Here is a 21,820-nt window from a genome sequence, read left to right as displayed (position 1 = left end):
GCAGTCAAACGGCGGTTCCTTCACTCCACGATCTCTGCCCCATAGCCCGGCAGATCGAGGTGCCCGGTGTAGCGTTGCCTGCTGATCGCGCCGGTCTTGGAACCCGCGATGGGCACGGTGATCGGGGCGGGCGTGGTGTTGACGTAGAGCGTGCGCCCATCGACCTCGCGCGCGACGACGCCGTCGGGCGTTTCCGGGCCGCGCGCGATGCCAAGCTGGGCATAGAGCGAGCGGACCAGCGGGCCGAGCAGGGCCGCCTGCGGCGCGGTGGCAAGATAGATCGCGCGGCCCTTGCCAAAGCGGTTGACGGTGATCGCCGGGCTGCGCTTGGGGGTGTTTTCGAACGTCGCCAGCGTCTGCGCGGTAGAGGGTTCGAGGACTTCATAGTAGTCGTCGGTGCCGGTCAGCGCCTGCCCGGCGAACGAGACCTTGAGCGGCTGTGGCGCGCGATAGAATTCGTTGGTGCGCAGGCCGAACACATCGGTCAAGCCGCCGGGGAGGGGCGTTTCGAACCACTTAGCCGTGCTGTCCACTTTCGCGGAATAGCCGGTCATGATCACGGTGCCGCCATTGGCAACATACTTGCGGATTGCGTCTGACGTGGCCTGGTCCATGACATAGGCGCTGGAGAGTACCACCAGCTTGTACTTGTCGATGGCATCGTGGCCGATATCGATCACTGCGGTGTCGATATTGTCGCGGTAGAACGGTTCGAAGCCGGCCTTCACCTGTTCCTGGTATTTGCCCTTGAAGTATTCCTGCATGGTGTTGGGCCCCTCGGGTGGCGAGGTCAGCCAGTTGGTGTCGAAGGAATAGTGCAGGGCCACTTGCGGTGTGTGATAGCGCGGGAAGCCGAGCGCCTTGATCGCCTTGAATTCGCGGGCGATCGTGGCGAATTCGTCCACTTTCCACGATGGCCGCCCATCGTGGTCGACCAGGCCGAACAGCGCCTGTTCCTCGCCACCGCTATGCGAATTGAATGTCCAGGCCAGGAACGTCTGCGAATAATAGAGCAGCCCGAAATAGGCCCACATACGCGAACGGCCGGGTGTGCCATAGAAACCGCCCCCGCCGGCGGTGAATTCGTTGAACCACACCGGGGTGGTGTGGCCCGCCTTATTCATCATCACTTCGAACGCCGCGCCCACCGGTTCGCCGGGATAGAACCCTTGCGCGCCATATGTGGAAATGCCTTCCCAGGCGCGCAGATAGTCGAAGCCCTTGCCCCAGGCGGTCGGCCAGAAGTTCGATGCCACGGGCAGGTTGGGGGCAAACTGCTTGCGCACCGCTTCCAGTTCGCGCAGCGCGCCCACCGTGTCATCCGACCAATAGCGGTGCAGGTCGAGATAGCGTTCGTTGGGGCCGGGGCCGTGGAGATAGGGCAAGTCGACCTGATCCCAGGTGTTGATCCGGCGCGACCAGCGCTGGGTTGCCCAGGCCTTGTTCAAGGCTTCGATGCTGCCGTACTTGTGCTGGAGCCAGGTGATGAAGCGCTGCCGGTCCGCCTCGGAAAACGACATCTGGCCATTGCCGATCTCGTTGGTGTAACCCAGCGCGATGACCGCCGGATTGTGGGCATAGCGCTGCATGATCTTTTCAGCCATGCGGCGCATCAGGCGGCGGTAATCGGGATCGCTGATATTGTCCCAATAGCGCGTGGCCGGATGCAGCCGGGCGCCTTCCTGGTTGACCAGGTCCACCCCCGGATAGGCCTTGTGCAGCCAGATCGGCGCGGGTTGGCCGGGGATATCGACAATCACCTTGATGCCGGCCTTGTGCATTTGCGCGATGACATCGTCGAACCATTCGAAGGTGAAGCGGCCTTCTTCCGGTTCGAAAGAATCCCATGAAAGGTCGCCCATGCGCACCATGTTGAAACCGGCCGCCTTCATGATCGCGATGTCCTGCTTGATCTGCGCGGGCGAGCGATCGATCGGCTGGTAGCACGTGCCGACGAACAGATCGCCGGCTCCGGGCCAATCAGGATGCCCTTGTGCGCTTTGCGCGGCGGCCGGTTGCGGCACGGCGATGGCGGGCAGGGCGATGGCCAGGCCCAGGGTGGCAGCCGTGCGGGCGGCGCGGACGAAAGCGGTGGAGCGGCGTGGCATGGGTCCAATGATCCTTGGCAAAACGCGATGAATTCAGGCGAAGGTGATTTCGAAGGCGGTGGCCTGGCGGGTGGGGCTGGCGGCGGGCAGATTGATTACCAGCGCCTGGTCGGTCTGCCGGAACGAAGCCCGGCCGCCATGGCCCAGCATGCGCACGCGCCGAACCTGGCGGCGTTCGTGGGGATTGCCCTGCGCCAGCGCGGCAATGGCCACCGGGCCGGTCGCTTCGGCCAGGGTCAGCGCGTAAAGCGTTTCGCCCCGCGTGGTGAAGCGGATGTCCTGGGCGGTATAGTCGCCGCTTTCCTTGAACATGCCCGAGGCGGTTTCGGTGGGCCCTTCGCCAAAGACGTGCCAGGGCCGCGTGCCGTGGATCGCAACGGCGTTGATCTTCATCCAGGTGGCCAGATCGGCCAGCAGCTGGTCTGACTGTGGCGGCAGGCTGCCATCGGCATATTGCACCACGTTGAGCAGCATGTTGCCATTCTTGCTGACGATATCGGCCAGCATGGCGATGATCTGCCGGGCCGTCTTGTAATCGGAATTTTCGGCGAAAAACCAGTCGCCGTTCGAGGTGTCGGTCTGCCAGGGCAGCGGGTGGATGCCGTTCATCACGCCGCGTTCCACATCCTGCACGCAGGCTTCCTTGTGGAACTCGCCAGAGCCGGAATCCTTGCAGGTATAGACCGCGTCGAGCCGCCCGCGGCGCGCGATGCTGGTGTTGTAAAGATGCGCGACAAGCGAGCGTCCGATCTCGCCGAACGGCAGGCCGCCGTCGGAATAGAGCAGGTCGATCTCGTAATTGTCGACCAGATCGCGCAAGCGGCGCAGCCACATGCGGTGGTAAGCCGTCTTCTGCGTGTACCAGCTTTCCGGCGTGTTGCGGAACGGCTCGTCATGGTTGCCATGATAGAGGTCGGCATAGGCCGGATCGGCCCCGTCATAGGCCACGCCCAGCTTGGGCCAGAACTGGTCGTAAAGGCCGTTGGGGTGCCACCAGGTATAGCTTGCGCCCAAGTGTTCCGACACGCCGAACTTGAGGCCGCGGCGGCGGGCGGCGCGCTGCCATTCGCCCACGATGTCGCGCCTTGGCCCCATCGCGACCGCGTTCCAGCGGTGATGGGTGGACTTCCACAGGTCGAAATTGTCGTGATGCACGCCCATCGACACGAAATACTTCGCGCCGGCGGCGGCATAGCGATCCATCAGCGCTTCGGGATCGAAACGCTCGGCCTTCCACAGCGGGATGATATCCTTGTAGCCGGATTCCGCAGGGTGCCCATAGGTCTTGCGGTGATGGTCATAGTGCGGATGGCCCGGCACATACATGAAGCGGGCATACCAATCGCCTTGTCGGGGCACGGCCTGGACGCCCCAGTGCGACCAGATGCCGAACTTGGCGTCGTGGAACCAGTCCGGCGTCTGATAGGTCTTGAGCGACGCCACGCTGGAATCGAAACGTCCCTTGGCAATCGGGGGCAGGCCGGGTTCGGGGGCAGTGTCCTGCTGGCCGGCGCTTTGGCCCAGGGCGGCGGCGTTCGCACCGGCGGCGCCAAGGCCCAGCGCGGTGGCCACGGATCCTCGCAGCAGATCGCGCTTGGTGATTGCGTCCATTTCTACCTCCCCTGGCGCGCGGCGGCAAAAGGCGTGAAAGCCTGCGTCCGTGCTTGCTGTATTACCATATTTGCAAATGCATTTTCAAAATGCAACATCATTGGCAAGCGAATCGACAGATTTGCAGATTTGCCGGCGCGATGTAGATAGCGCTAACATAAGGCGGCCTGCTTGTGACAGGATCAAGCGTCCGCAAGCCCAGGCGAGGAGAGGTCATGAAGCACCAAAAGAGTTTGATCGCGGCTATCGGCCTGGCACTGGTGAGCCCAGCCTCGGCATGGGCGGCGGGTGGCCCGGCGGCCGATGCCGCCACGCCGCTGCCCCGGATCGAGACGCGCAACGGCCGTCACGCGCTGATCGTCGATGGCGCGCCGTTCTTCATGCTCGGTGCGCAAGCCAACAATGCGGTCAACTACCCGGCCTATCTCGATACCATCTGGCCCGTGCTCGATCGCATCCACGCCAATACGCTGGAGGTGCCGGTTGCCTGGCAGCAGATCGAACCGGTCGAAGGCCAGTTCGATTTCTCCTACCTCGGCACGCTGCTCGATCAGGCGCGCCAGCATGACAAGCGGTTGGTGCTGCTGTGGTTTGGCACCTGGAAAAACACCAACTACAGCTATACGCCCGATTGGGTGAAGCTGGACAACCGGCGTTTCCCACGCATGAAGCGCAAGGACGGTGAAGACCACCAGGTGCTGAGCGCGCATGGCGCCAATACCCTGGCCAGCGACAAGCGCGCCTTCGTCAAGCTGATGGAATACATCCGCGCGCATGACGCCCGCAACACCGTGATCATGGTGCAGGTGGAAAACGAAACCGGCAGCTATCGCTTGCCCCGTGACCATGGCGCGGAAGCCGAGCGGCTGTTTGCCCTGCCGATTCCCACGGCGCTGGCGCGAGCAACCGGCCGCACCGGCACCTGGTCGCAGGCGTTTGGGGCTCAGGCCGATCGCTATTTCAACACCTGGTACACCGCCAGCTACGTCAACGAGATCGCCCGGGCCGGCAAGGCGATCAAGCCGCTGCCGATGTATGTCAACGCGGCGTTGGCCGGGCCATCGAACCTGCCCGATCCCGATGGCGTGGCCAGCGGCGGACCGCAGCAGGACGTGATCGACGTGTGGAAGGCCGCCGCGCCCGCGATCGACCTGGCCGCGCCCGACATCTATGACGGAAAAAGCGACAACGTGCTGTTCTATATGGACAAGTACAACCGCCCGGATAACGCTCTGATGGTGCCGGAAATCGGCAATTCGGTGCTGTTCGGCCGCTATTTCTATCCGGCGCTGGGGCGTGGGGCGATCGGCTTTTCTCCGTTCGGCATGGATCTGAGCGGCTATATGAACTACCCGCTGGGCGCCAAGGAACTCGACGACAAGACCCTGGGGGCCTTTGCCCTGCCATACAGCATGCTGGCGCCGATGATGCGCGATTGGGCCAAGCTGGCGGTGTCTCGCTCCACCTGGGGCGGGGCCAAGCCCGATGACGGCAAGCCGATTTCCACCACCATGGGCAACTGGACCATCAGCGGCGATTGGGGCGAGTGGCAGTTTGGCATGAAGGAATGGACGTTCTTCAAGGCCGATCCCACGCCGGCCGCCGACAAGCCGGTTGGTGGCTTTGCCGTGATGCAGCTTTCGGACGATGAGTTTCTCCTGATCGGAGACCACGTGCGGGTCAATTTCGCGCCGGCGGCCGGCTCGCCCGGCAAGGGCATCATGCTGCGCGCCGAAGAAGGCCGCATGGTCGATGGCAAGTGGGTGATGACACGCATCTGGAACGGCGATCAGACCGACTATGGCCTGAACCTGACCGATCGCCCGCAGGTGCTCAAAGTGACCATGGGGCATTACCGGTGAGCACGCCCACAGAACGGCACGTGCTGATGCTCGATCTCCATGACGAGGCGGAGGCGATCCGCGCCTATCGCATGTGGCATCGGCCCGGCGGCCCGCCGGCGGCCGTCACCCGCTCGATCCGCGAAAGCGATATCCGCGCGCTGGAAATCTGGCAGGTGGGCGACCGGCTGTGCATGATCATGGAAACCGGGCCGGCCTTTTCGGCCGCGGCCAAGGCGCAGCGCGATGCCACCGATCCCGATGTCCGTGCCTGGGAAACGCTGATGGACCAGTTTCAGCGCCGACTGCCGTTTGCGCCGGTGGGGGTGAAATGGGTGCCCGCGGAACGGATCTATAGCCTGGCCGAGCAGCCCTGACCGCGCCCTTATCAGGCTGAAACCGCCAGGCCGCCCGCGTGCCTGATGAAATCGAGGTGCGCGGGCAGGGCGTCCACCCCCCGGGCGATCAACCCGCGCATGCGGCCAAGCTGCGCTTCAAGCTCTGGCGCAGGAACCAGATCGGCCTGGGGATCATAGCCGCGCGGGATCAGCCCCTGGCCGAGCATGACGGCAGCCCAACTGGTTTGCGTGAACAGTTCGCCCGGCTCGATCATCAGGCGCCCATTGGCGGCGAACAACGCCATCCGATCGCGCAGGCTTTCGGGCACCTCCATCGCCGCGACATGGCGCCAGAACGGCGTGTCGCGGCGGTGTGTCTGCTTGTAGTGCAGGATCACGAAATCTCGCACCGTTTCGAAATCGCGGCGAACCAGGCGGTTGTACTGGGCCACTTCGACTGGATCGATGCGGTCGGCGGGGAACAGGGACAACAGCGTCGTCACGCCCTGCTGCACCAGGTGGATCGATGTCGATTCCAGCGGCTCGATAAATCCCGACGCCAGGCCCAGCGCCACGACATTGCGGTTCCATGCCTGCTTGCGACGCCCGGTGACAAAGCGCAGCGGGCGCGCTTCGCCCAGTGCTTCGCCATCCAATTGGCCGATCAGCGTGTCATGCGCGGCTTCGTCGCTGATGAAGTCGCTGCAATAGACATGGCCGTTACCCACGCGATGCTGCAGCGGAATGCGCCAGATCCAGCCGCCATCCTGCGCGGTTGCCCGCGTGAAGGGCTGGGGTGCTTGGTGCGTGCGGGTGCCGCTCGCCAGGGCCCGGTTCATCGGCAGCCAGTGTGACCAATCTTCATAACCGGTCGACAGCGCCTGTTCGATCAGCAACCCGCGAAAGCCCGAGCAATCGATGAAAAGGTCGCCGCCGATCGCGCGCCCGTCTTCCAGGCGCAGGCTTTCGACAAAGCCATCGTCATCGCGCAGGGCAACATCCACGATGCGGCCGTCCACATGCACGGCGCCGTGCTGCACGGCGATGTCGCGCAACAGGGCCGCATAAAGCGTGGCATCGAAATGCAGCGCATAGGCCATGCGCGAGAGCACGTTGCGCGGATCATCGGCAGGCCTGGCGAACCGCCCGGCGTGCGCGGCCTGCGCCGGCAGCGAATAGTCGGCCAGTTCGCCCTGGCGCGTGCGCAGCCAGTAGTGGTGGAAATCCACCCCGTTCAGGTCTGCGCCCAGAGTGCCGAACGGGTGGAAGTAAGTGTGGCCCTGCGCGCGCCAATCGCGAAATTCGATGCCCAGCTTGTAGGTGGCCTGGGTGCGGCGGACGAGTTCATCTTCGTCAACACCGAGCAGCGCATTGAGGCGCAGAATCGGCGGGATCGTTGCCTCGCCCACGCCGACCGTGCCGATGGCCGATGATTCCACCACGGTGATCGTCACGTGGCCCGGCGGCAGGCTGCGCGCCAAAACGGCGGCGGCCATCCAACCGGCCGTGCCGCCGCCCACGATCGTGACATGGCGCACCGCGCTCTGGCCCATTTTCATTCCTCCGGCCTTGCCGTCGATAGCATGGTGAGCGGGCGGGCCATGCAAAGCGGCCCGCCCGCAAGCGGTCAGAAGCGCACGCGCACGCGCGCCGACAGCCGCCGATCATCATACTTGAAATCGCGCAGATTGGCCGAAGTGCCAAGATAGCTGCGATAGGCAGTGTTGGTGACGTTGGAGGCATCGAGCGTGAGCGAGAGGTGCTCGTTGAAATCATAGCTCGCCGATGCATCGAGCACGCCATAGGGGCGGACGAATTCGGGCAGCGTCTGCGTGCCCACGCCGGTTGTGGTCAGCAGGTATTTGCTGCGCCAGTTATAGGCCAGGCGAAAGTTGAAGCCGAACTTGTCATAGAGCGCGATCAGGTTGAAACTGTGCTTCGACAGGCCGATCAGCGGCACCGCCACCTGGTTAGTGCTGCCTGCCGTGCCCTGGGCGATCACGCCGGCGTTGCTGTCTGCGAGCGTGTAGTTGGCCTGAACCCCGAAGCCCGAGAGCCAGCCGGGCAGGAAATCGAAGAAGCGCTGTGCGCCGATTTCGAAACCCTTTACGCCGCCCTTCGACACGTTGACCAGCGTGGTCACATTGAATTCGACGTTGCCCACGCCTTCGATATCGCGCGTCATCGAATAAGTGCGGTTATCGACCAGATCGCGCAGGTTCTTCTTGAATAGCGTGGCATAGACATAGCCAGTGGGCGAGAAATACCATTCCAGCGAGGCATCGAACGACGTCACGCGCTCGGGCTTCAGGTTGGGATTGCCCGCAACCGTGCCGGTGCCGGCATAAGGGTTGGTCTGGGCGTCATAGGGCAGGCTGGGGTTGACGGTGGTCGGCGTGGTGCTGGTGCCGTTGTAGGTTGGCGTCAGCGAATAGCTGGGGTTGAGCTGGGTGAAATCAGGACGGTTGATGTTCTTGGAAAACGCGAAGCGAGCCTGGAGTGTGGGGGTCATTTTCAGACGCAGGTTCACGCTGGGCAGCCACTTGGTATAGTCCTGCCCACCGGTATAGGGCTCAACCACGGTGACGGCCGAGGTCGAACTGTCGGTGCGATAGCTCAGCACGCTCGATCCCACGCCGGTCTGCTTGGTCTGGACATAGCGCACGCCCGCGTTGCCGTCCCAGTCCATGCCCAGCACGGTGGATCCGAACATGGCGCGGATATAGGCCGAGGTGGTCTTTTCCGTGACGCGGCCGTTGAACGCGTCGGGTGAATCGAACGAGCGGAACGCAATGTTCTGGCCGGAAATGGCCTTCACATCGGCAAAGGCCTGGCTGGGATTGGCCGCCGAACTGAGCCGCCACTGCAAGACCTTGCCGAACACCGAGCTTGCGGCCTGGCCGCGCAGCAGGGAGCTTTGCAGCGCATTGGCCTCGACGAATTCGGGGAAATCGGCCCCGGTGCACACCGAATTGGGGCAATTGGAGCCATCGATCGCCGTCCATGTGCCCCAGGTCGTATTGCGGTTGATCGCGCGCTTGTTGGAATAGCGGGCGCCCACGGTGATCTTGCGCAGCAGGCCGCTTTCGCCAAAATCCCAATCGAGATCGGCGCGCAGGCTGTCGGCATCGGCCTTGTTGTCTTCGGCATAGGGCTGGATCGCGGTAAACGCATAGTTGGCCGGATCGGTGAGATAGCCCGGCGTGTCGATCAACAGCGAGGGCGTCTTGCCGCGGGTATCGAACAGCAGATTGTAATGCTGGCCCGATTGCGCCGGCGTCAGCAGTGTCATCGTGAGGTTGACCTGCTGGACTTGCGCGGTCGAATGGATGTGCTGGTAATCCACCGAGGCATGCAGGTTGCTGGCCAGTTCCCATTTCATGCCCGCCGAGTAATCGTTGGTCATGGTCTTGCGATTGCCTTGATAGACAACCGCAGCCCCGTTGGGATCTTGCAACGAACCCGAAGTCGCCACGCCGTTGTCGACCGTGTAGGTCGACCCCGGGGTTGGCGCCAGGTCGCTGCCATAGGCAAAGAACGACAGGCCATAGTCGTGATAGCGATAGTGCGCCGTCAGGAACTGCGCGTAGATTTCCAGGTTGCTCGAAGGCTTCCACTGCAGTGCGGCCGCGGCGCTGAAGCGCTTGCGGTCACCCACTGCATCGTTGAAGCCGCCGCCTCCCGGCACCTGCACGTTCTGCGTTTCATAGCCCGGCACCAGGGAGTCGAGCACCGTGGCGCCTGACATGGCGTTGGGGCCATGGTAGTAATACGGCTCCATCTGTACCGCATCCTGGCGGAACGCGGTTTGCTGCCACGAGGCGTTTACCAGGAAGCCGATCTCGCCCAGCCCGGTTTCCCAGCGATTGCTGTACAGGCCCGAAGCGCCGAAATGCTGCTTCTTGGCAAAATCGTAGTTCGTGGTGCTGCCGGTCAAAGACACGACCTGGCCCTTGGAATCAAAGGGCATGCGCGTGCGCAGGTTGACCGTACCGCCCAGCGAACCTTCGATCAGTTCGGCCGACGGGTTCTTGTAGACATCCACCCCCGAAAGCAGATCGGGACCGATTTCTTCCAGCGATAGGCCGCGCCCGCCGTTGGCCGAGAAGATGTCGCGGCCGTTCAGTTCGGTGCGCACTTCGGTAAGCCCGCGAATGGCGATCGCGCTGCCTTCGCCACGATTGCGTTGGATCTGAATCCCCGAAATGCGCTGCAGCGCTTCGGCCACGTTGGTGTCGGGCAGGCGGCCAATGTCCTGCGACGTGATCGAGTCGACCAACTGGCTGGCGTTGCGCTTGATCGCCTGGGCCGTCGCCAGGCTCTGCCGCAGCCCGCTGACCACGATGGCACCCTGGGTGGTGCTATCATCGTCTGCGTTGGCTGGCGGTGTACCGGTGGTGGTGGTGGTGACGGTGGATTGCGGCGTTTGGGGCGCCGTCGCGTCGGTTTGCGCTGCGGTCTGGGCCACTGCGTGATGGCTGCACGCCAGCGCCAATGCGAGTGTCGACGCCCCACCGAAAACCTGTCTGATCGCAATCACGAATTGCCCTCCCATGATCCAGGCCGCGCATCGCGGCATCTGCGTTGTGAGCGGTATCATAGTGCAACTTGCCACAAATGAAAATACAAATGCATATGTGAAAATTATTGAGGTGCTTTGCGGTGATCGAGGCGACGGAAGGTGAGGCGTGAAGGTGAATTTAAGGTATTGAATATAAATCAATAAAAATCGTCTAGTGGTGCGCTCTCAGCGTCTCATGCTTGGCCGGCCTGCGCGTGGAACCGCCGTTTTTATCGGCCCCGCGTGATGCCGATTGCCAGCCTCATGGCCTTCGCCCGAGTCTCGAACGAAATCCGCCATTGCATAAACGATAATTGCATTTCATATTTGCAATCAATTCCGCAACCGCGTGCAAGGCCATTCCATGAAAGCGATCGTTTGCCAGAAGCCGTTTGAACTTTCGGCGGCCAACCGGGCCTCGCCCGGCGCCGGGGAAGGCGAGGTGCTGGTCAGGATGCGGCGGGTGGGGCTGTGCGGCACCGATTATCACATCTTCACCGGCAACCAGCCGTTCCTGAGCTACCCGCGCGTCATCGGCCATGAACTGGGGGGCGAAGTGGTGGAAGCGCCGGCGGGTTCCGCGTTCCGCGCCGGCCAGACGGTGACGATCAATCCCTACCTGCCCTGCGGCACATGCGTTGCCTGCCGCCGCGGCAAGCCCAACTGTTGCGTCAACATCGCGGTGCTGGGGGTTCATGCCGATGGTGGGCTGTGCGAATGGATCGCCGTGCCCGAACAAGCGGTGATGGACGTGGATGGCCTGTCGTTCGACGAAGCGGCGATGATCGAATTCCTGGCCATCGGTGCCCATGCCGTTGCGCGGGCCGGTGTTATCGCAGGCGATCGCGTGCTGGTTGCCGGCGCTGGGCCGATCGGTGTGGCGGTTGCCCTGTTCGCCCAACTCGATGGCGCGCTGGTGACTTTGCTCGATACGCGCGCCGCCCGCCTGGACTATGCCCGCGATGCGCTCGGCTTTGCCGATGTGCTGCTGGTGGATGCGGATCTCAACGCCAACCTGGCCGCTCGCACGAACGGCGATTTCTATGACGTGGTGTTCGACGCCACCGGCAGCATCGCGGCGATGCAGCGGGGCCTGGATTTCGTGGCGCACGGCGGCACTTACGCCTTGGTCAGCGTGGTGAAGGACGACCTCGTGTTTCCCGATCCGGAATTCCACAAGCGCGAAACCACGCTGCTTGCCTGCCGCAATGCCTTGAAGGTGGATTTCGAACGGGTGATCGCGGCGATGCGCAGCGGGGCCATCCCCGTGGCGGCGCTGCACACCCACAGCGTGCAGATGGCGGATCTGCCCGATCAGATGGCCATTCTGATCGCCGATGCCGACCGGATCTTGAAAGCTATTGTGGAAGTCTGACCGATACGGTGTGTTAGGCCCCGGCGCAGATCGGGTTGATAAGACAAGCAACAGGAGAAGGATTGATGCACACTGCGCCGCAGGCCGGCAGTGACCCGGCCAAGGCAGGGCCGGCAGACGAGGGGCATTCCGGCGCGGGCGGGTTCATCCTTCCGGGCTTCGGCGTGGCGTTCGCGCTGGTCGTCAGCCTGTTCTTCCTTTGGGCCCTGGCCAACAATCTCAACGATATCCTGATCCGGCAATTCCAGAAGGCGCTGGGCCTCAACCGGGCAGAAGCCGGGTTCATCCAGTTCGTGTTCTACATCGGCTATTTCACCATGGCCTTGCCGGCCGGCATCATCATGCGCCGTTATGGCTATCGTGCTGGCATCCTGGTTGGCTTGGCGCTCTATGCCGTGGGCGCGTTCCTGTTCTATCCTGCCTCGCTTGCGCGCACGTTTTCCCTGTTCCTGGCCGCGCTTTATGCCATCGCGGCGGGCGCCGCATTTCTGGAAACCGCCGCCAACCCCTGCATCGCGGCGTTTGGTGCGCCGGCTGCCGCGTCGCAGCGCCTCAACCTGGCGCAGGCGTTCAACGGGATCGGCGGTGTCGTGGCGCCGCTGATCGGCGGGCTCTTCATCTTTTCCGGCGTCGAGCATTCCAGCGCCGCGCTGGCAGCGATGAGCGCGGCGCAGCGGGCGGCCTATCGGGCGAGCGAGGCGCAGACGGTGCAGGTGCCCTACCTCGTGCTCGGCCTGGCGGTCCTGCTGGTTGGGCTTGCCTTTGTGTTTGCCCCGCTGCCCAGGCTCCAGACCGGCGCGGCGGCGCCCCTGCAAGCCGGTGCCGCGCGCCGCCTGTTGGCGCGCCCAAAGCTGCGCAGAGCGGTCATTGCCCAGTTCCTGTACAACGGCGCGCAGGTGGGCATCTGGAGCTTCTTCATCGATTTTGCCAAGGATGCCCTGCCGACGATCACCGAGCGGGAGGCGGCATACCTCTTGTCGTTCAGCCTGGTCCTGTTCATGCTTGGGCGCTTTGCCGGCGCGGCGCTGATGATCCGGTTTCGCCCGGCGGTGCTGCTGGTGGGCTATGCGGTGGTGAACATGGTGCTGATGGCGCTGGCCGTCTTGTCGGGCGGCACGGTGGCGGTTGCGGCGCTCATCCTGTCGAGCTTTTTCATGTCGATCATGTTTCCCACGATCTTTGCCCTCGGCATCGAGGATCTGGGCCCGCTGATGCCCTTGGGTGCGTCATGCCTTGTCATGGCGGTCGTTGGCGGCGCGGTTGTTCCTCCGCTGATGGGACAGATCGCGCTTCATGCCGGGTCGCTGCATCCGGCGCTGGTGCTGCCGTTGCTGTGCTTTGCGGGCGTGGCGTTTTTTGCCCGCCGCCTGGGCGAAAGGGTGGCCGTGGCATGACCGGCTTTGCCACGCGCCTGGGGTTCGGCGGCAGTTCGTTGGGCAATCTCATGGCCCCGGTTTCGGCCGAGGACGCTGCCAGCACTGTGGACAAGGCCTGGGAACTGGGCCTGCGCCACTATGATACCGCCCCGCATTATGGGCGCGGCCTAGCCGAGCGGCGGCTGGGCGATGCCTTGCGCGCTCGTACCGGCTTCACCCTGTCGACCAAGGCGGGGCGGGTGCTTGAGCCCGATACTGCCATGGGCAGGGCTGGCCTGCACGATGGCTTCGTTTCGCCAATGCCGTTTCGCGCTCGTTACGACTATTCGGCCGCTGGCATCCTGCGCTCGCACGAGGCCAGCCTGCACCGCCTGGGCCTGGCCTATATCGACCGGCTCCTGGTCCACGATGTCGGCAGCCAGACCCACGGCGCCAATCATGGCGGGCATTGGCACGATCTGTTGCAGGGTGGCGGCTGGCGCGCGCTGCAACGGCTGCGGGAAGATGGCTGCATCGGCGGCATCGGCCTCGGCGTCAACGAAACGGCCGTCTGTCTCTCGCTGATGCAGGAAACGCAGGTCGATACCATCCTGATTGCCGGTCGCTATACCCTGCTCGACCAATCGGCCCTCGATGCCTTGTTGCCGGCCTGCCTCCAGGCGGGCACGCAAGTCTGGCTGGCCGCGCCGTTCAATGGGGGCATCCTGGCGACGGGGCCGGACGGGCCGGGCACGCCCTATTATGACTATGCCCCCGCTGCGCCCGAACTCGTGGCCAAGGTGCGCCGGATCAACGCGGTCGCTGCGCGGCATGGCGTGCCTTTGCCTGCCGCCGCATTGCAGTTCCCGTTGCATCATCCGGCCGTCGCCCAAGTGATCGCGGGTTTTCGCCACCCCACCGAGGTGGAGCGCGCCATCGCCTGGATGAAGTGGCCCATTCCCGCCGATTTCTGGGCGGAATTGAAAGCGCAAGGCCTGTTGCGAGAAGACGCATCATGCGGGTGATCGATGCCCACCAGCATTTCTGGGACCTCGCAACGCCTGGCCATGAATGGCCGACGCCGGCCCAAGCGGCCATCCACCGCAATTTCGGCCCGGCCGATCTGTTGCAGGAAGCGGCGGCGGTGCCGCTTGCCGGGACGATCCTGGTCCAGTCCCAACCCAGCGATGCCGATACCGACTGGATGCTGGCGCTCGCCGATGCGACACCATGGGTATTGGGCGTGGTTGGCTGGGTGGATCTGGCGGCGCCGGGGGCGGCAGCCAGGGTTGCTGCGTTGGCCGGGCACGGCAAGCTGCGGGGCCTGCGCCCCATGCTGCAGTCCATTGCGGATAGCGCGTGGATCTTGGGAGACGCGCTGACCCCCGCGCTCGAGGCGATGCTGGCACACGGCTTGCGCTTCGACGCCTTGGTCCAGCCGCGCCACCTGCCGATCCTGGAAGCGTTTGCCCGGCTTTGGCCCGATTTGCCGATCGTGATCGACCACGCGGCCAAGCCTTTTGCTGCGCGCAATGAACTGGACCCGTGGCGCGACGACATGGCGCGCCTGGCTGATCACGGCCTGTGGTGCAAGCTGTCAGGCTTGCGGACCGAGCAGGCTGCACATCAGGACGCCGAAGCGCTGGCGCCATATGTCGAACATCTGGCGCGGTGTTTTGGCGACAGGTTGCTGTGGGGCAGCGATTGGCCGGTGCTGCATCTTGCCGGTGATCGCTATGCCGATTGGCTGACAGCGGCGCAGCGGCTGGCTGCTGCGGCCGGGCTGGCACCGCAGCGGCTGTTCGTGGACGCGGCCCGGGCTTTCTACGGCGTCTGATCGCATCTTCCCGCCATCAGGGTGCGGCGCGGACAGGATTGGAAAAGATCGGGTCGCTTTCTTCCAGCGTCGGGTCGCGCCCCAGGAACAGGCTGGCCAATACGCCCCGAAGCCAGCGGACCGCAGGATCGTCGTGCACGCGCCGGTGCCAGAATTGCTTGAGCACGATGGCGGGAATGGCAAGCGGCGGATCGACGCTGGTGACCGGCGCCATGTGGGAAAAGGCACGTGCCACCGCTTGCGGCACCGTGGCGATCACGTCGGACTGCGCGATCAGGAGCGGCAGGCTGAGGAAGTGGGGTGATTGGATTACCACGCGCCGCGATAGCCCCAGCTCTGTCATGTGCGTTTCGAAGATTTCCTGGCTTCGCCCTTCCTGCGAGACGACCGCATGGTCGGCGGCAAGAAACGCATCGAGCGTCAAACGCGTGGCGAGCAAGGGGTGCCCGCGCCGCATCATCACGGCAAACGGATGGGTAAACAGCGTTTGCTGATAGGTCGCGCCGTCGGTCAGATCGGGGAAATAGCCCAGGGCAAGGTCTATCGTGCCATCGGCGAGGCCCGCGCGGATGTCTCGCGGTGAAAGCGAGACGCTGCGCACCGTGACAAGGGGGGCAGCCTGGGCAAGCCTCGCCACAAGGCGGGGCAGGAACACCAGTTCGCCGATATCGGACAGGCAGATGGTGAAGCGCCGCTGGGCCGTGGCGGGCGTAAACCGCGTTTCCTTGAGGATTTCGCCGCGCACCGTCTGCAAGACCCGGCGGATCGGATCGCGCAACGTTTCGGCCAGCGGCGTGGGGGCCATGGCGTTGCCGCTGCGCACGAACAAGGCATCGCCAAAGGTCTGGCGCAGCTTGCCCAGGGCATAGCTGACCATCGGCTGGCTCATCCCCAGACGCTCGGCCACGCGCGTGGTGGTGCGATCTTCGAACAAGGCGTCGAGCACCACCAGCAGGTTCATGTCGAGGCGGGAGATATCCATATTCTGGATTTAGGCTATCGAGGTTATCAGGTAAACAGCGTGACGTTGCCCCTCTATGCCGGACACACAAGTAAGCGGTGGAACGAGGGGCCATGACTGTCACGACGAGCGAACCGGCAAGCATTGCGTTGGACCCGTTCAGCCCGGCGTTCCTGGCCGATCCTTATGCCCATCACGCCACGCTGCGCGAAGCGGGGCCGGTGCTGTGGTTCCCGCGCTATGGCGTGTTTGGCGTCGCGCGCCATGCGCAAGTGCAGCATGTGCTCACCGATTGGCAGACATTCTGTTCCAGCCGGGGGGTGGGATTGGCCGATTTCGCGCGCGAAACGCCATTCCGCACGCCCTCGCTGCTGCTCGAACGCGATCCGCCGCTGCATCGGCAAACCCGCAGCGTGATGAACAAGGTGGTTGCCCTGCCGCGGCTCAAGGCCTTGGCCCAAGGATGGCGATCAGTGGCGGCGGACCTGGTGGAGGCGGCGGTGAAACGCGGCCGGTTTGATGCTGTCACCCAGCTTGCCGAGCTGTTTCCGCTGCGCATCTTCCCCGACATGGTCGGCCTGCCGCCTGACGGGCGCGATCACCTGCTGGCCTATGCCACGTCGGTCTTCAACGCCTTTGGCCCGCGCAACGCCGTGTTCGAACAAAGCCTGGTCGGGATCGAGGCGGCGCAGGCGTGGATAGCCGATGCCTGCCGCTATCAGAACCTGCAACCGGGCGGGTGGGGGCGGGATGTCCATGATTTCGGACGCGAAGCCGGTCTGGCCGAGCCGGAATGCGAGCTGCTGGTTCGCTCGCTGTTGTCCGCCGGTGTGGACACCACGATCAACGGCATCGGCAACATGATCCACGCCTTTGCCCGGCATCCCGAAGCCTGGGCGGCCGTGCGCAGCGATCGATCGCTGGTCAAGCGCGCGTTCGAGGAAGCGCTGCGCTGGGAAGGGACCGCACAGGTCTTCTTCCGCACGACCACGCGCGCGGTCGAGCTTGGCGGCGTTTCCCTTCCTGAAGGCGCAAAGATCGTCACGTTCCTGGCTGCGGCAAACCGCGATCCGCGGCAATGGAACGATCCCGACCAATTCGTGATCACGCGGCAGACCAGTGGCCATGTCGGCTTCGGGTTCGGCATTCACCAGTGCCTGGGGCAGATGATTGCCCGGCAGGAGGCGGAAATCGTGCTGGACGCGCTGGTCGATCGCGTCGCAGCGCTGCGCCTGGCCGCGCCGCCCACGCGCCGGATCAACAACACGCTCTATGCCTTGGCGAACCTGCCGCTGGAAGTTGAGCTGGCCTGAGCGCCACCATGACTGGCGCGGCGCCGTCAGGCTTCCCAATAGGGCGGGTCGCCAAAGCTGCGCCGCAGGCTTTCGCCCAGGGCCTGGATTTTCGCCGCCGCGCCGTGATCGCGCGGATAAGTCAGGAACAGTTCCGCGCCTTCTGCCGGCGCGCCGACGTCGATTTCCACCAGCGCTCCATTGCGGATTTCCGCGTGCACGAAAAAAGAGGGCAGCAGTGCCAATCCCAGGCCGGCGAGGGCAGCGTCGCGCATCACGAGGCCGTTGTTGACGCGCAAGGGCGCCTTGGGCCTGACCACCGACCAGCCCGCACCCACGGCAAAGCGCCAGTCGCCCGCCCGGTTGGCATAGAGCACGCCGCGATGGCGTTCGAGATCGGGCAGCGAGGCAGGGACGCCGTGCAAGGCAAGATAGGCTGGCGAGGCAACCAGCAACCGCCGGCTGCGCGCCAGGCGCCGCGCGATGAGGCGGCCATCCCCGATCGCGCCGTGCCGCAAGACCGCATCGAACCCGCCGGTTGCGGCATCGACAAAGCTGTCGTCCAGTTCGAGGGCCATCTCGATGCCGGGATGATCGTGCAGGAAGCCGGCAATGGCGGGGCCAAGGTGCAGCGTACCAAATCCCACCGGGGCAGAGATGCGCAGCGGTCCCGCCAGCTTGCCGCTGCTGGCGTCGAGTTCGGTCATGGCCTCTTCCATTTCGCGCAGGATGCGCCGTGCGCGGGGGAGCAGCGCCTGGCCCGCGCTCGTCAGGGTCAGCTTGCGAGTGGAGCGCTGGATCAGGGTCACGCCCAGCGATCGTTCCAGTTCGGCCAGCCGTTCGCTGACCACCGACTTGGCCAGGCCAAGCCGCCGTGATGCCGCGCTGATCGACGTCTCATCAACCGTGGCGACGAATGCGGCAATACCGTCAACTTTCATCATTGTTCGGATTTTTCGTCATCCAGTTCCGGAATTGTATGGCTAGTTCGAACGATGCATCATTGGCATCTTCAGGTCCAGACAGCGGGAAGGGCCTGACACGCAAAAGGTTCGCTCTTGCTGGAAATCGATTCACAGGAGACTGATCATGCGTGATTTTGCCGGAAAGAATGTCCTGATCCTCGGCGGCAGCCAGGGGATCGGTGCTGCAATCGTTCGCCGCTTCAGCGCGGCTGGCGCTTCGGTTGCCTTCACTTATGCAGGCTCGCACGATGCGGCCGACGCGATAGCCGCCGAGACGGGCGCCAAGGCGATCCAGGCGAACAGCGCCGACCGCCAAGCGCTCATTGCCACAGTGGCCGAACGCGGAGCGCTCGATGTCCTGGTTGTCAATGCCGGCACGCTGGTGCTGGGCAACCCACTGGACCTGGATGCCGATGACATCGATCGCATGATCGACGTCAACATCCGGGCGCCTTATCATGCTGCTGTAGAAGCGGCGCGACGCATGAACGATGATGGCCGGATCATCGTCATCGGCTCGGTCAATGGCGATCGCATGCCCTTTGCCGGCGGCGCCGCCTATGCCATGACCAAGGCGGCCCTGCAGGGCATGGTGCGGGGGCTGGCGCGGGATTTCGGCGATCGCGGGATCACGGTCAACAGCATCCAGCCTGGGCCGACCGACAGCGACATGAACCCGGCCGAAGGGCCGATGGCAGCGATGATGCACGGCTTCATGGCGATCAAGCGCCACGCGCGGGGCGACGAGATTGCCGAACTGGCTGCCTACCTTGCCGGGCCACATGGCGCCATGATCACCGGCTCGATGCAGACCATCGATGGCGGCTTTGGCGCCTGATCAGCCCGCATGAATGCGCCGTGCCTGCGTGGGAGAGGGGCGGCCGACGCTGCGCCTCTCCCGCCGCGGGGCGGTCAGGCCCCGACCGGGATCGGGTTTTCCACCAGGCTCTGGTTGAACGCGTCGAACAGGGCATGCTCGTTTGCGCCCGGATTGTCGCGCAGCGGGCGGATGGCCTCGACGATCACTTCGGGATCGTCCGTCGCCAGGGCGACCAGCGTCTGCTCGATGAAATCGGGCAAAGGCATCGCGCGGGGGTCTCCGCTCTTGTAGATCAGATCGGTATCCACCCACGGCGGCGCGATTTCCTGCACGCGCACATTGGTGTTCCGCAACTGGAAGCGCTGTGACAGCGCGAAGGAATGGAGCGCCGCCTTTGTGGCCGAGTAGACCGCGTTGCTCGCGATCGGCACAAAGGCCAGGACGCTGCTGGTATAGAGCACGGTGGCGCCCGCCTTGGTCTTGAGATGCTCGATCAAGGCCGATGTCACGCGGATCGGGCCCAGCAGGTTGGTGGTGATCAGGTCCTGCGTCAGCACGTCGTCCACCGGGCCGGAAACATCGTCGAACGGCATGAAGCCGGCGTTGTTGAATACCACGTTGAGATCGAGGTGCTTTTCGATCAGCTCGCGTGCCGCCGCCTGGATGCTGTCGAGGCTGGTAACGTCCAGCGTGATTGCGGCCATTCCCGGGTTGGCTGCCGTCACTTCCGCCAGCAGCGCGGTGCGCCGGCCCGAGATGATCACCTTGTTGCCAAGTTTGTGCAGCGCTTCGGCAAGGCCGCGGCCAATGCCGCTGGTGCCGCCGGTGATGAAGATGGTGTTGCCCGTCAGTTTCATCGGTTCAATCCTGTCTGCTTGGTGAGGATGGGGACGGGTTCAGGCCGCGGCGTGGAAGCGCGGGGCGGACTGGGTCGCCGACAGCTGCGGGCCAAGGGCGCGGCGCGCCGTTTCGAAGGCGTGCCACAGTTCCACATCGCGCAGTGCCGGGATTGTGCTGGTTTCGCCTTGGTCGAGCCCGGCCAGCGCGGCATCGACCATGTCTTCGGCCTGCATCACGATTTCGCTGGGCAAGTGCTCCACCGGCAGGCCGCCAAGCGCCCAGAAGTCCGTGCGGGTTGCGCCGGGCAGCACCGCCTGGGCGCGAATGCCCTGTGCGGACAGTTCGTGGTTGAGCGAGGTGGTGAAAGCCTGGACGAAAGCCTTGGTGCCGCCATAGACGCCGTTGAGCAGTTCGGGCGCCACGGCCACGATCGAAGCGATGTTGATCACCGTGCCGCCACCGCGCGCCACGAAGCCCGGCACCGCCGCATAAGTCAGCCGCATCAGCGCGGTAACGTTCAGGCGCACCATGGCTTCCATTCGCTCCACATCGCTTTCCAGCAGCGTGGTGTGGGTGCCGATGCCGGCATTGTTGACCAGCACCGAAATGCTCGCGTCTTCGCGCAGCACCGTTTCGACCCGCGCCAGATCGGCAGTATCGCCAAGATCGGCGGCCAGGACTTCCACCGCACGGCCCGTCTTGTCCGAGATCGTCGCGGCGAGCGACTGGAGCTTGTCCTTGTTGCGCGCCACCAGGATGAGATCGTGGCCGCGCGCGGCCAGGCGATCGGCATAGATCGCGCCGATCCCGGTGGAGGCGCCGGTGATAAGTGCAGTACCCTTGGTGTTCATGGCCTTGGTCCTTGTCTGGCAAGAGAGCGTGCTTGCTCTCGACACGGACCTTATGGACCTGATGCGCGATGTCTGGTATGACGTAGAAAGTACGTTTTCAGGACATAAGATCGGAAACCCCCTTGCCACATGTTTCGATGGTGCTGACGCCAGGATTTCAGTTTCTCGCGCTGGGCGTGCAGGCGGCCTTCGAACTCGCCAACGGTCTGCAGGGCGAAGACTATTACACCTTGTCGATCGCCTCGGTCGACGGCGGGCCGATCATGTCGTCGAGTGGCTTTGCCGTTCCCACCGCCCGGCTTGATGATGTTGGACCGATCGACACGCTGCTGCTCTTGGCCGGCCTGGTGCCGCCGCCCCAGCAGGACGAGACGGTGCTCCAACGGCTGCGCGCCATGGCAAAGGAGGCGCGCCGGGTGGCCGGGCTTTGCACCGGGGCATTCCTGCTGGGCCAGATGGGCTTGCTCGATGGCCGGCGGGCGACCACCCACTGGTCTTACGCGCGCGAGATGCGGGCAGCCTTTCCCGATGTGCGGGTGGAGGATGACCGCATCTTCATCAATGAGGGGCCGGTCTGGACATCGGCAGGGCTGACCGCGGGGCTCGACCTTGCAGTGGCCCTGATCGAAAAGGATCTCGGCCGCGACGTGGCATCGGCAGTCGCCCGCCGGCTTGTCATGCATCATCGCCGCGCGGGCGGACAATCACAGCATTCGGAACTGCTGGAACTTTCGCCGAGCAGTGACCGTATCCAGAAGGCGCTGATCTTTGCCAAGGCGCATCTCGCCAATCCGCTCACCGTGGAGGAGCTGGCCGAGGTTGCGGCACTTTCCCCGCGCCAGTTCAGCCGCGCCTTCCGCGCCGAAACCGGCCAGACGCCAGCCAAGGCGGTGGAGCAGATCCGCCTGGAAGCCGCGCGCCTGATGATCGAGGAAACGCGCCACCCGATGGACCAGATCGCGCAGGAAAGCGGCTTTGTCGATCTGCGCCGCATGCGCGAAGCCTTCATGCGGCAGTACGGGCAGCCGCCGCAAACCCTGCGCCGGCTTGCCCGGGCGGCGTGAT

17 protein-coding genes are annotated in these 21,820 nt (G+C 64.3%); 9 read left to right on the top strand and 8 right to left on the bottom strand.

The features are described from left to right. Positions 1–20 precede the first annotated feature (20 nt). Both FHW94_RS08460 and FHW94_RS08455 read right to left on the bottom strand, forming a co-directional pair. On the bottom strand, positions 21–2,108 hold the full coding sequence (locus FHW94_RS08460) for a beta-galactosidase (RefSeq protein ID WP_168555192.1): 2,088 nt from the start codon (positions 2,106–2,108) through the stop codon (positions 21–23). A gap of 33 nt (positions 2,109–2,141) precedes the next feature. Then, positions 2,142–3,719, bottom strand: a complete 1,578-nt coding sequence (locus FHW94_RS08455; protein ID WP_168555191.1) for an alpha-L-fucosidase — start codon at positions 3,717–3,719, stop codon at positions 2,142–2,144. Positions 3,720–3,934: 215 nt separating this feature from the next. Between FHW94_RS08455 and FHW94_RS08450 the strand changes: the two genes are divergently transcribed. Both FHW94_RS08450 and FHW94_RS08445 read left to right on the top strand, forming a co-directional pair. Further along, positions 3,935–5,581, top strand: a complete 1,647-nt coding sequence (locus tag FHW94_RS08450) for a DUF5597 domain-containing protein (RefSeq protein ID WP_168555190.1) — start codon at positions 3,935–3,937, stop codon at positions 5,579–5,581. Positions 5,582–5,607: 26 nt separating this feature from the next. Continuing rightward, a complete protein-coding gene (locus FHW94_RS08445) occupies positions 5,608–5,937 on the top strand; it encodes an L-rhamnose mutarotase (protein ID WP_168555571.1) in 330 nt (109 codons plus the stop codon). Between the two features lie 11 nt (positions 5,938–5,948). On the opposite strand, the gene FHW94_RS08440 is transcribed toward FHW94_RS08445, so the two are convergent. Further along, positions 5,949–7,457, bottom strand: a complete 1,509-nt coding sequence (locus FHW94_RS08440) for a tryptophan halogenase family protein (protein WP_246865929.1) — start codon at positions 7,455–7,457, stop codon at positions 5,949–5,951. 68 nt (positions 7,458–7,525) lie between these two features. Further along, a complete protein-coding gene (locus FHW94_RS08435) occupies positions 7,526–10,438 on the bottom strand; it encodes a TonB-dependent receptor (RefSeq protein WP_349237463.1) in 2,913 nt (970 codons plus the stop codon). 385 nt (positions 10,439–10,823) lie between these two features. Between FHW94_RS08435 and FHW94_RS08430 the strand changes: the two genes are divergently transcribed. The 4 genes from FHW94_RS08430 (at position 10,824) to FHW94_RS08415 (ending at position 15,026) form a co-directional block, all read left to right on the top strand. After that, a complete protein-coding gene (locus FHW94_RS08430) occupies positions 10,824–11,834 on the top strand; it encodes a zinc-binding alcohol dehydrogenase family protein (protein ID WP_168555188.1) in 1,011 nt (336 codons plus the stop codon). Between the two features lie 65 nt (positions 11,835–11,899). Continuing rightward, positions 11,900–13,228, top strand: a complete 1,329-nt coding sequence (fucP, locus tag FHW94_RS08425; protein ID WP_168555187.1) for an L-fucose:H+ symporter permease — start codon at positions 11,900–11,902, stop codon at positions 13,226–13,228. After that, positions 13,225–14,214, top strand: a complete 990-nt coding sequence (locus tag FHW94_RS08420; RefSeq protein WP_168555186.1) for an aldo/keto reductase — start codon at positions 13,225–13,227, stop codon at positions 14,212–14,214. The genes fucP and FHW94_RS08420 overlap by 4 nt, the downstream gene beginning before the upstream one ends. Further along, a complete protein-coding gene (locus tag FHW94_RS08415) occupies positions 14,205–15,026 on the top strand; it encodes an amidohydrolase family protein (RefSeq protein ID WP_168555185.1) in 822 nt (273 codons plus the stop codon). Before FHW94_RS08420 ends, FHW94_RS08415 begins: the two co-directional genes overlap by 10 nt. A gap of 16 nt (positions 15,027–15,042) precedes the next feature. On the opposite strand, the gene FHW94_RS08410 is transcribed toward FHW94_RS08415, so the two are convergent. Then, a complete protein-coding gene (locus FHW94_RS08410) occupies positions 15,043–16,008 on the bottom strand; it encodes a LysR family transcriptional regulator (RefSeq protein ID WP_210425485.1) in 966 nt (321 codons plus the stop codon). Between the two features lie 92 nt (positions 16,009–16,100). Between FHW94_RS08410 and FHW94_RS08405 the strand changes: the two genes are divergently transcribed. Beyond that, positions 16,101–17,300 (top strand): cytochrome P450, encoded by a 1,200-nt coding sequence (locus tag FHW94_RS08405; protein ID WP_168555184.1) that lies wholly within the window; start codon positions 16,101–16,103, stop codon positions 17,298–17,300. A gap of 26 nt (positions 17,301–17,326) precedes the next feature. On the opposite strand, the gene FHW94_RS08400 is transcribed toward FHW94_RS08405, so the two are convergent. Continuing rightward, positions 17,327–18,223: a LysR family transcriptional regulator gene (locus FHW94_RS08400; RefSeq protein ID WP_168555183.1), complete on the bottom strand. Its 897-nt coding sequence runs from the start codon at positions 18,221–18,223 to the stop codon at positions 17,327–17,329. 145 nt (positions 18,224–18,368) lie between these two features. Between FHW94_RS08400 and bdcA the strand changes: the two genes are divergently transcribed. After that, a complete protein-coding gene (gene bdcA, locus FHW94_RS08395) occupies positions 18,369–19,082 on the top strand; it encodes an SDR family oxidoreductase (protein ID WP_168555182.1) in 714 nt (237 codons plus the stop codon). Between the two features lie 74 nt (positions 19,083–19,156). Here the strand turns inward: bdcA and FHW94_RS08390 are convergent, their stop codons facing one another. Together FHW94_RS08390 and FHW94_RS08385 are read right to left on the bottom strand one after the other, a co-directional pair. Beyond that, positions 19,157–19,921, bottom strand: coding sequence for an SDR family NAD(P)-dependent oxidoreductase (locus FHW94_RS08390; RefSeq protein ID WP_168555181.1), 765 nt, complete (start codon positions 19,919–19,921; stop codon positions 19,157–19,159). Between the two features lie 39 nt (positions 19,922–19,960). Further along, positions 19,961–20,755, bottom strand: a complete 795-nt coding sequence (locus tag FHW94_RS08385; RefSeq protein ID WP_168555180.1) for an SDR family oxidoreductase — start codon at positions 20,753–20,755, stop codon at positions 19,961–19,963. 122 nt (positions 20,756–20,877) lie between these two features. Here FHW94_RS08385 and FHW94_RS08380 point away from each other — a divergent pair, with 122 nt between their 5' ends. Further along, a complete protein-coding gene (locus FHW94_RS08380) occupies positions 20,878–21,819 on the top strand; it encodes a GlxA family transcriptional regulator (RefSeq protein WP_246865928.1) in 942 nt (313 codons plus the stop codon). The last annotated feature ends 1 nt before the right edge of the window (position 21,820 follow it).

The sequence above is a fragment of the Novosphingobium sp. SG720 genome (assembly GCF_012275365.1).
In the GTDB taxonomy this organism is placed as follows: domain Bacteria; phylum Pseudomonadota; class Alphaproteobacteria; order Sphingomonadales; family Sphingomonadaceae; genus Novosphingobium; species Novosphingobium rhizosphaerae.
This window is presented reverse-complemented; position numbering and strand designations above follow the sequence as displayed.

Bases quoted from the DNA above. Each gene is read 5' to 3' on its own strand.
- FHW94_RS08450 (WP_168555190.1), top strand. From the start codon at position 3,935: ATGAAGCACCAAAAGAGTTTGATCGCGGCTATCGGCCTGGCACTGGTG.
- FHW94_RS08410 (WP_210425485.1), bottom strand. From the start codon at position 16,008: ATGGATATCTCCCGCCTCGACATGAACCTGCTGGTGGTGCTCGACGCC.
- FHW94_RS08440 (WP_246865929.1), bottom strand. From the start codon at position 7,457: ATGAAAATGGGCCAGAGCGCGGTGCGCCATGTCACGATCGTGGGCGGC.
- FHW94_RS08445 (WP_168555571.1), top strand. From the start codon at position 5,608: ATGCTCGATCTCCATGACGAGGCGGAGGCGATCCGCGCCTATCGCATG.
- fucP (WP_168555187.1), top strand. From the start codon at position 11,900: ATGCACACTGCGCCGCAGGCCGGCAGTGACCCGGCCAAGGCAGGGCCG.
- FHW94_RS08455 (WP_168555191.1), bottom strand. From the start codon at position 3,719: ATGGACGCAATCACCAAGCGCGATCTGCTGCGAGGATCCGTGGCCACC.
- FHW94_RS08415 (WP_168555185.1), top strand. From the start codon at position 14,205: ATGCGGGTGATCGATGCCCACCAGCATTTCTGGGACCTCGCAACGCCT.
- FHW94_RS08390 (WP_168555181.1), bottom strand. From the start codon at position 19,921: ATGAAACTGACGGGCAACACCATCTTCATCACCGGCGGCACCAGCGGC.
- FHW94_RS08405 (WP_168555184.1), top strand. From the start codon at position 16,101: ATGACTGTCACGACGAGCGAACCGGCAAGCATTGCGTTGGACCCGTTC.
- FHW94_RS08420 (WP_168555186.1), top strand. From the start codon at position 13,225: ATGACCGGCTTTGCCACGCGCCTGGGGTTCGGCGGCAGTTCGTTGGGC.
- FHW94_RS08385 (WP_168555180.1), bottom strand. From the start codon at position 20,755: ATGAACACCAAGGGTACTGCACTTATCACCGGCGCCTCCACCGGGATC.
- FHW94_RS08460 (WP_168555192.1), bottom strand. From the start codon at position 2,108: ATGCCACGCCGCTCCACCGCTTTCGTCCGCGCCGCCCGCACGGCTGCC.
- bdcA (WP_168555182.1), top strand. From the start codon at position 18,369: ATGCGTGATTTTGCCGGAAAGAATGTCCTGATCCTCGGCGGCAGCCAG.
- FHW94_RS08400 (WP_168555183.1), bottom strand. From the start codon at position 18,223: ATGATGAAAGTTGACGGTATTGCCGCATTCGTCGCCACGGTTGATGAG.
- FHW94_RS08430 (WP_168555188.1), top strand. From the start codon at position 10,824: ATGAAAGCGATCGTTTGCCAGAAGCCGTTTGAACTTTCGGCGGCCAAC.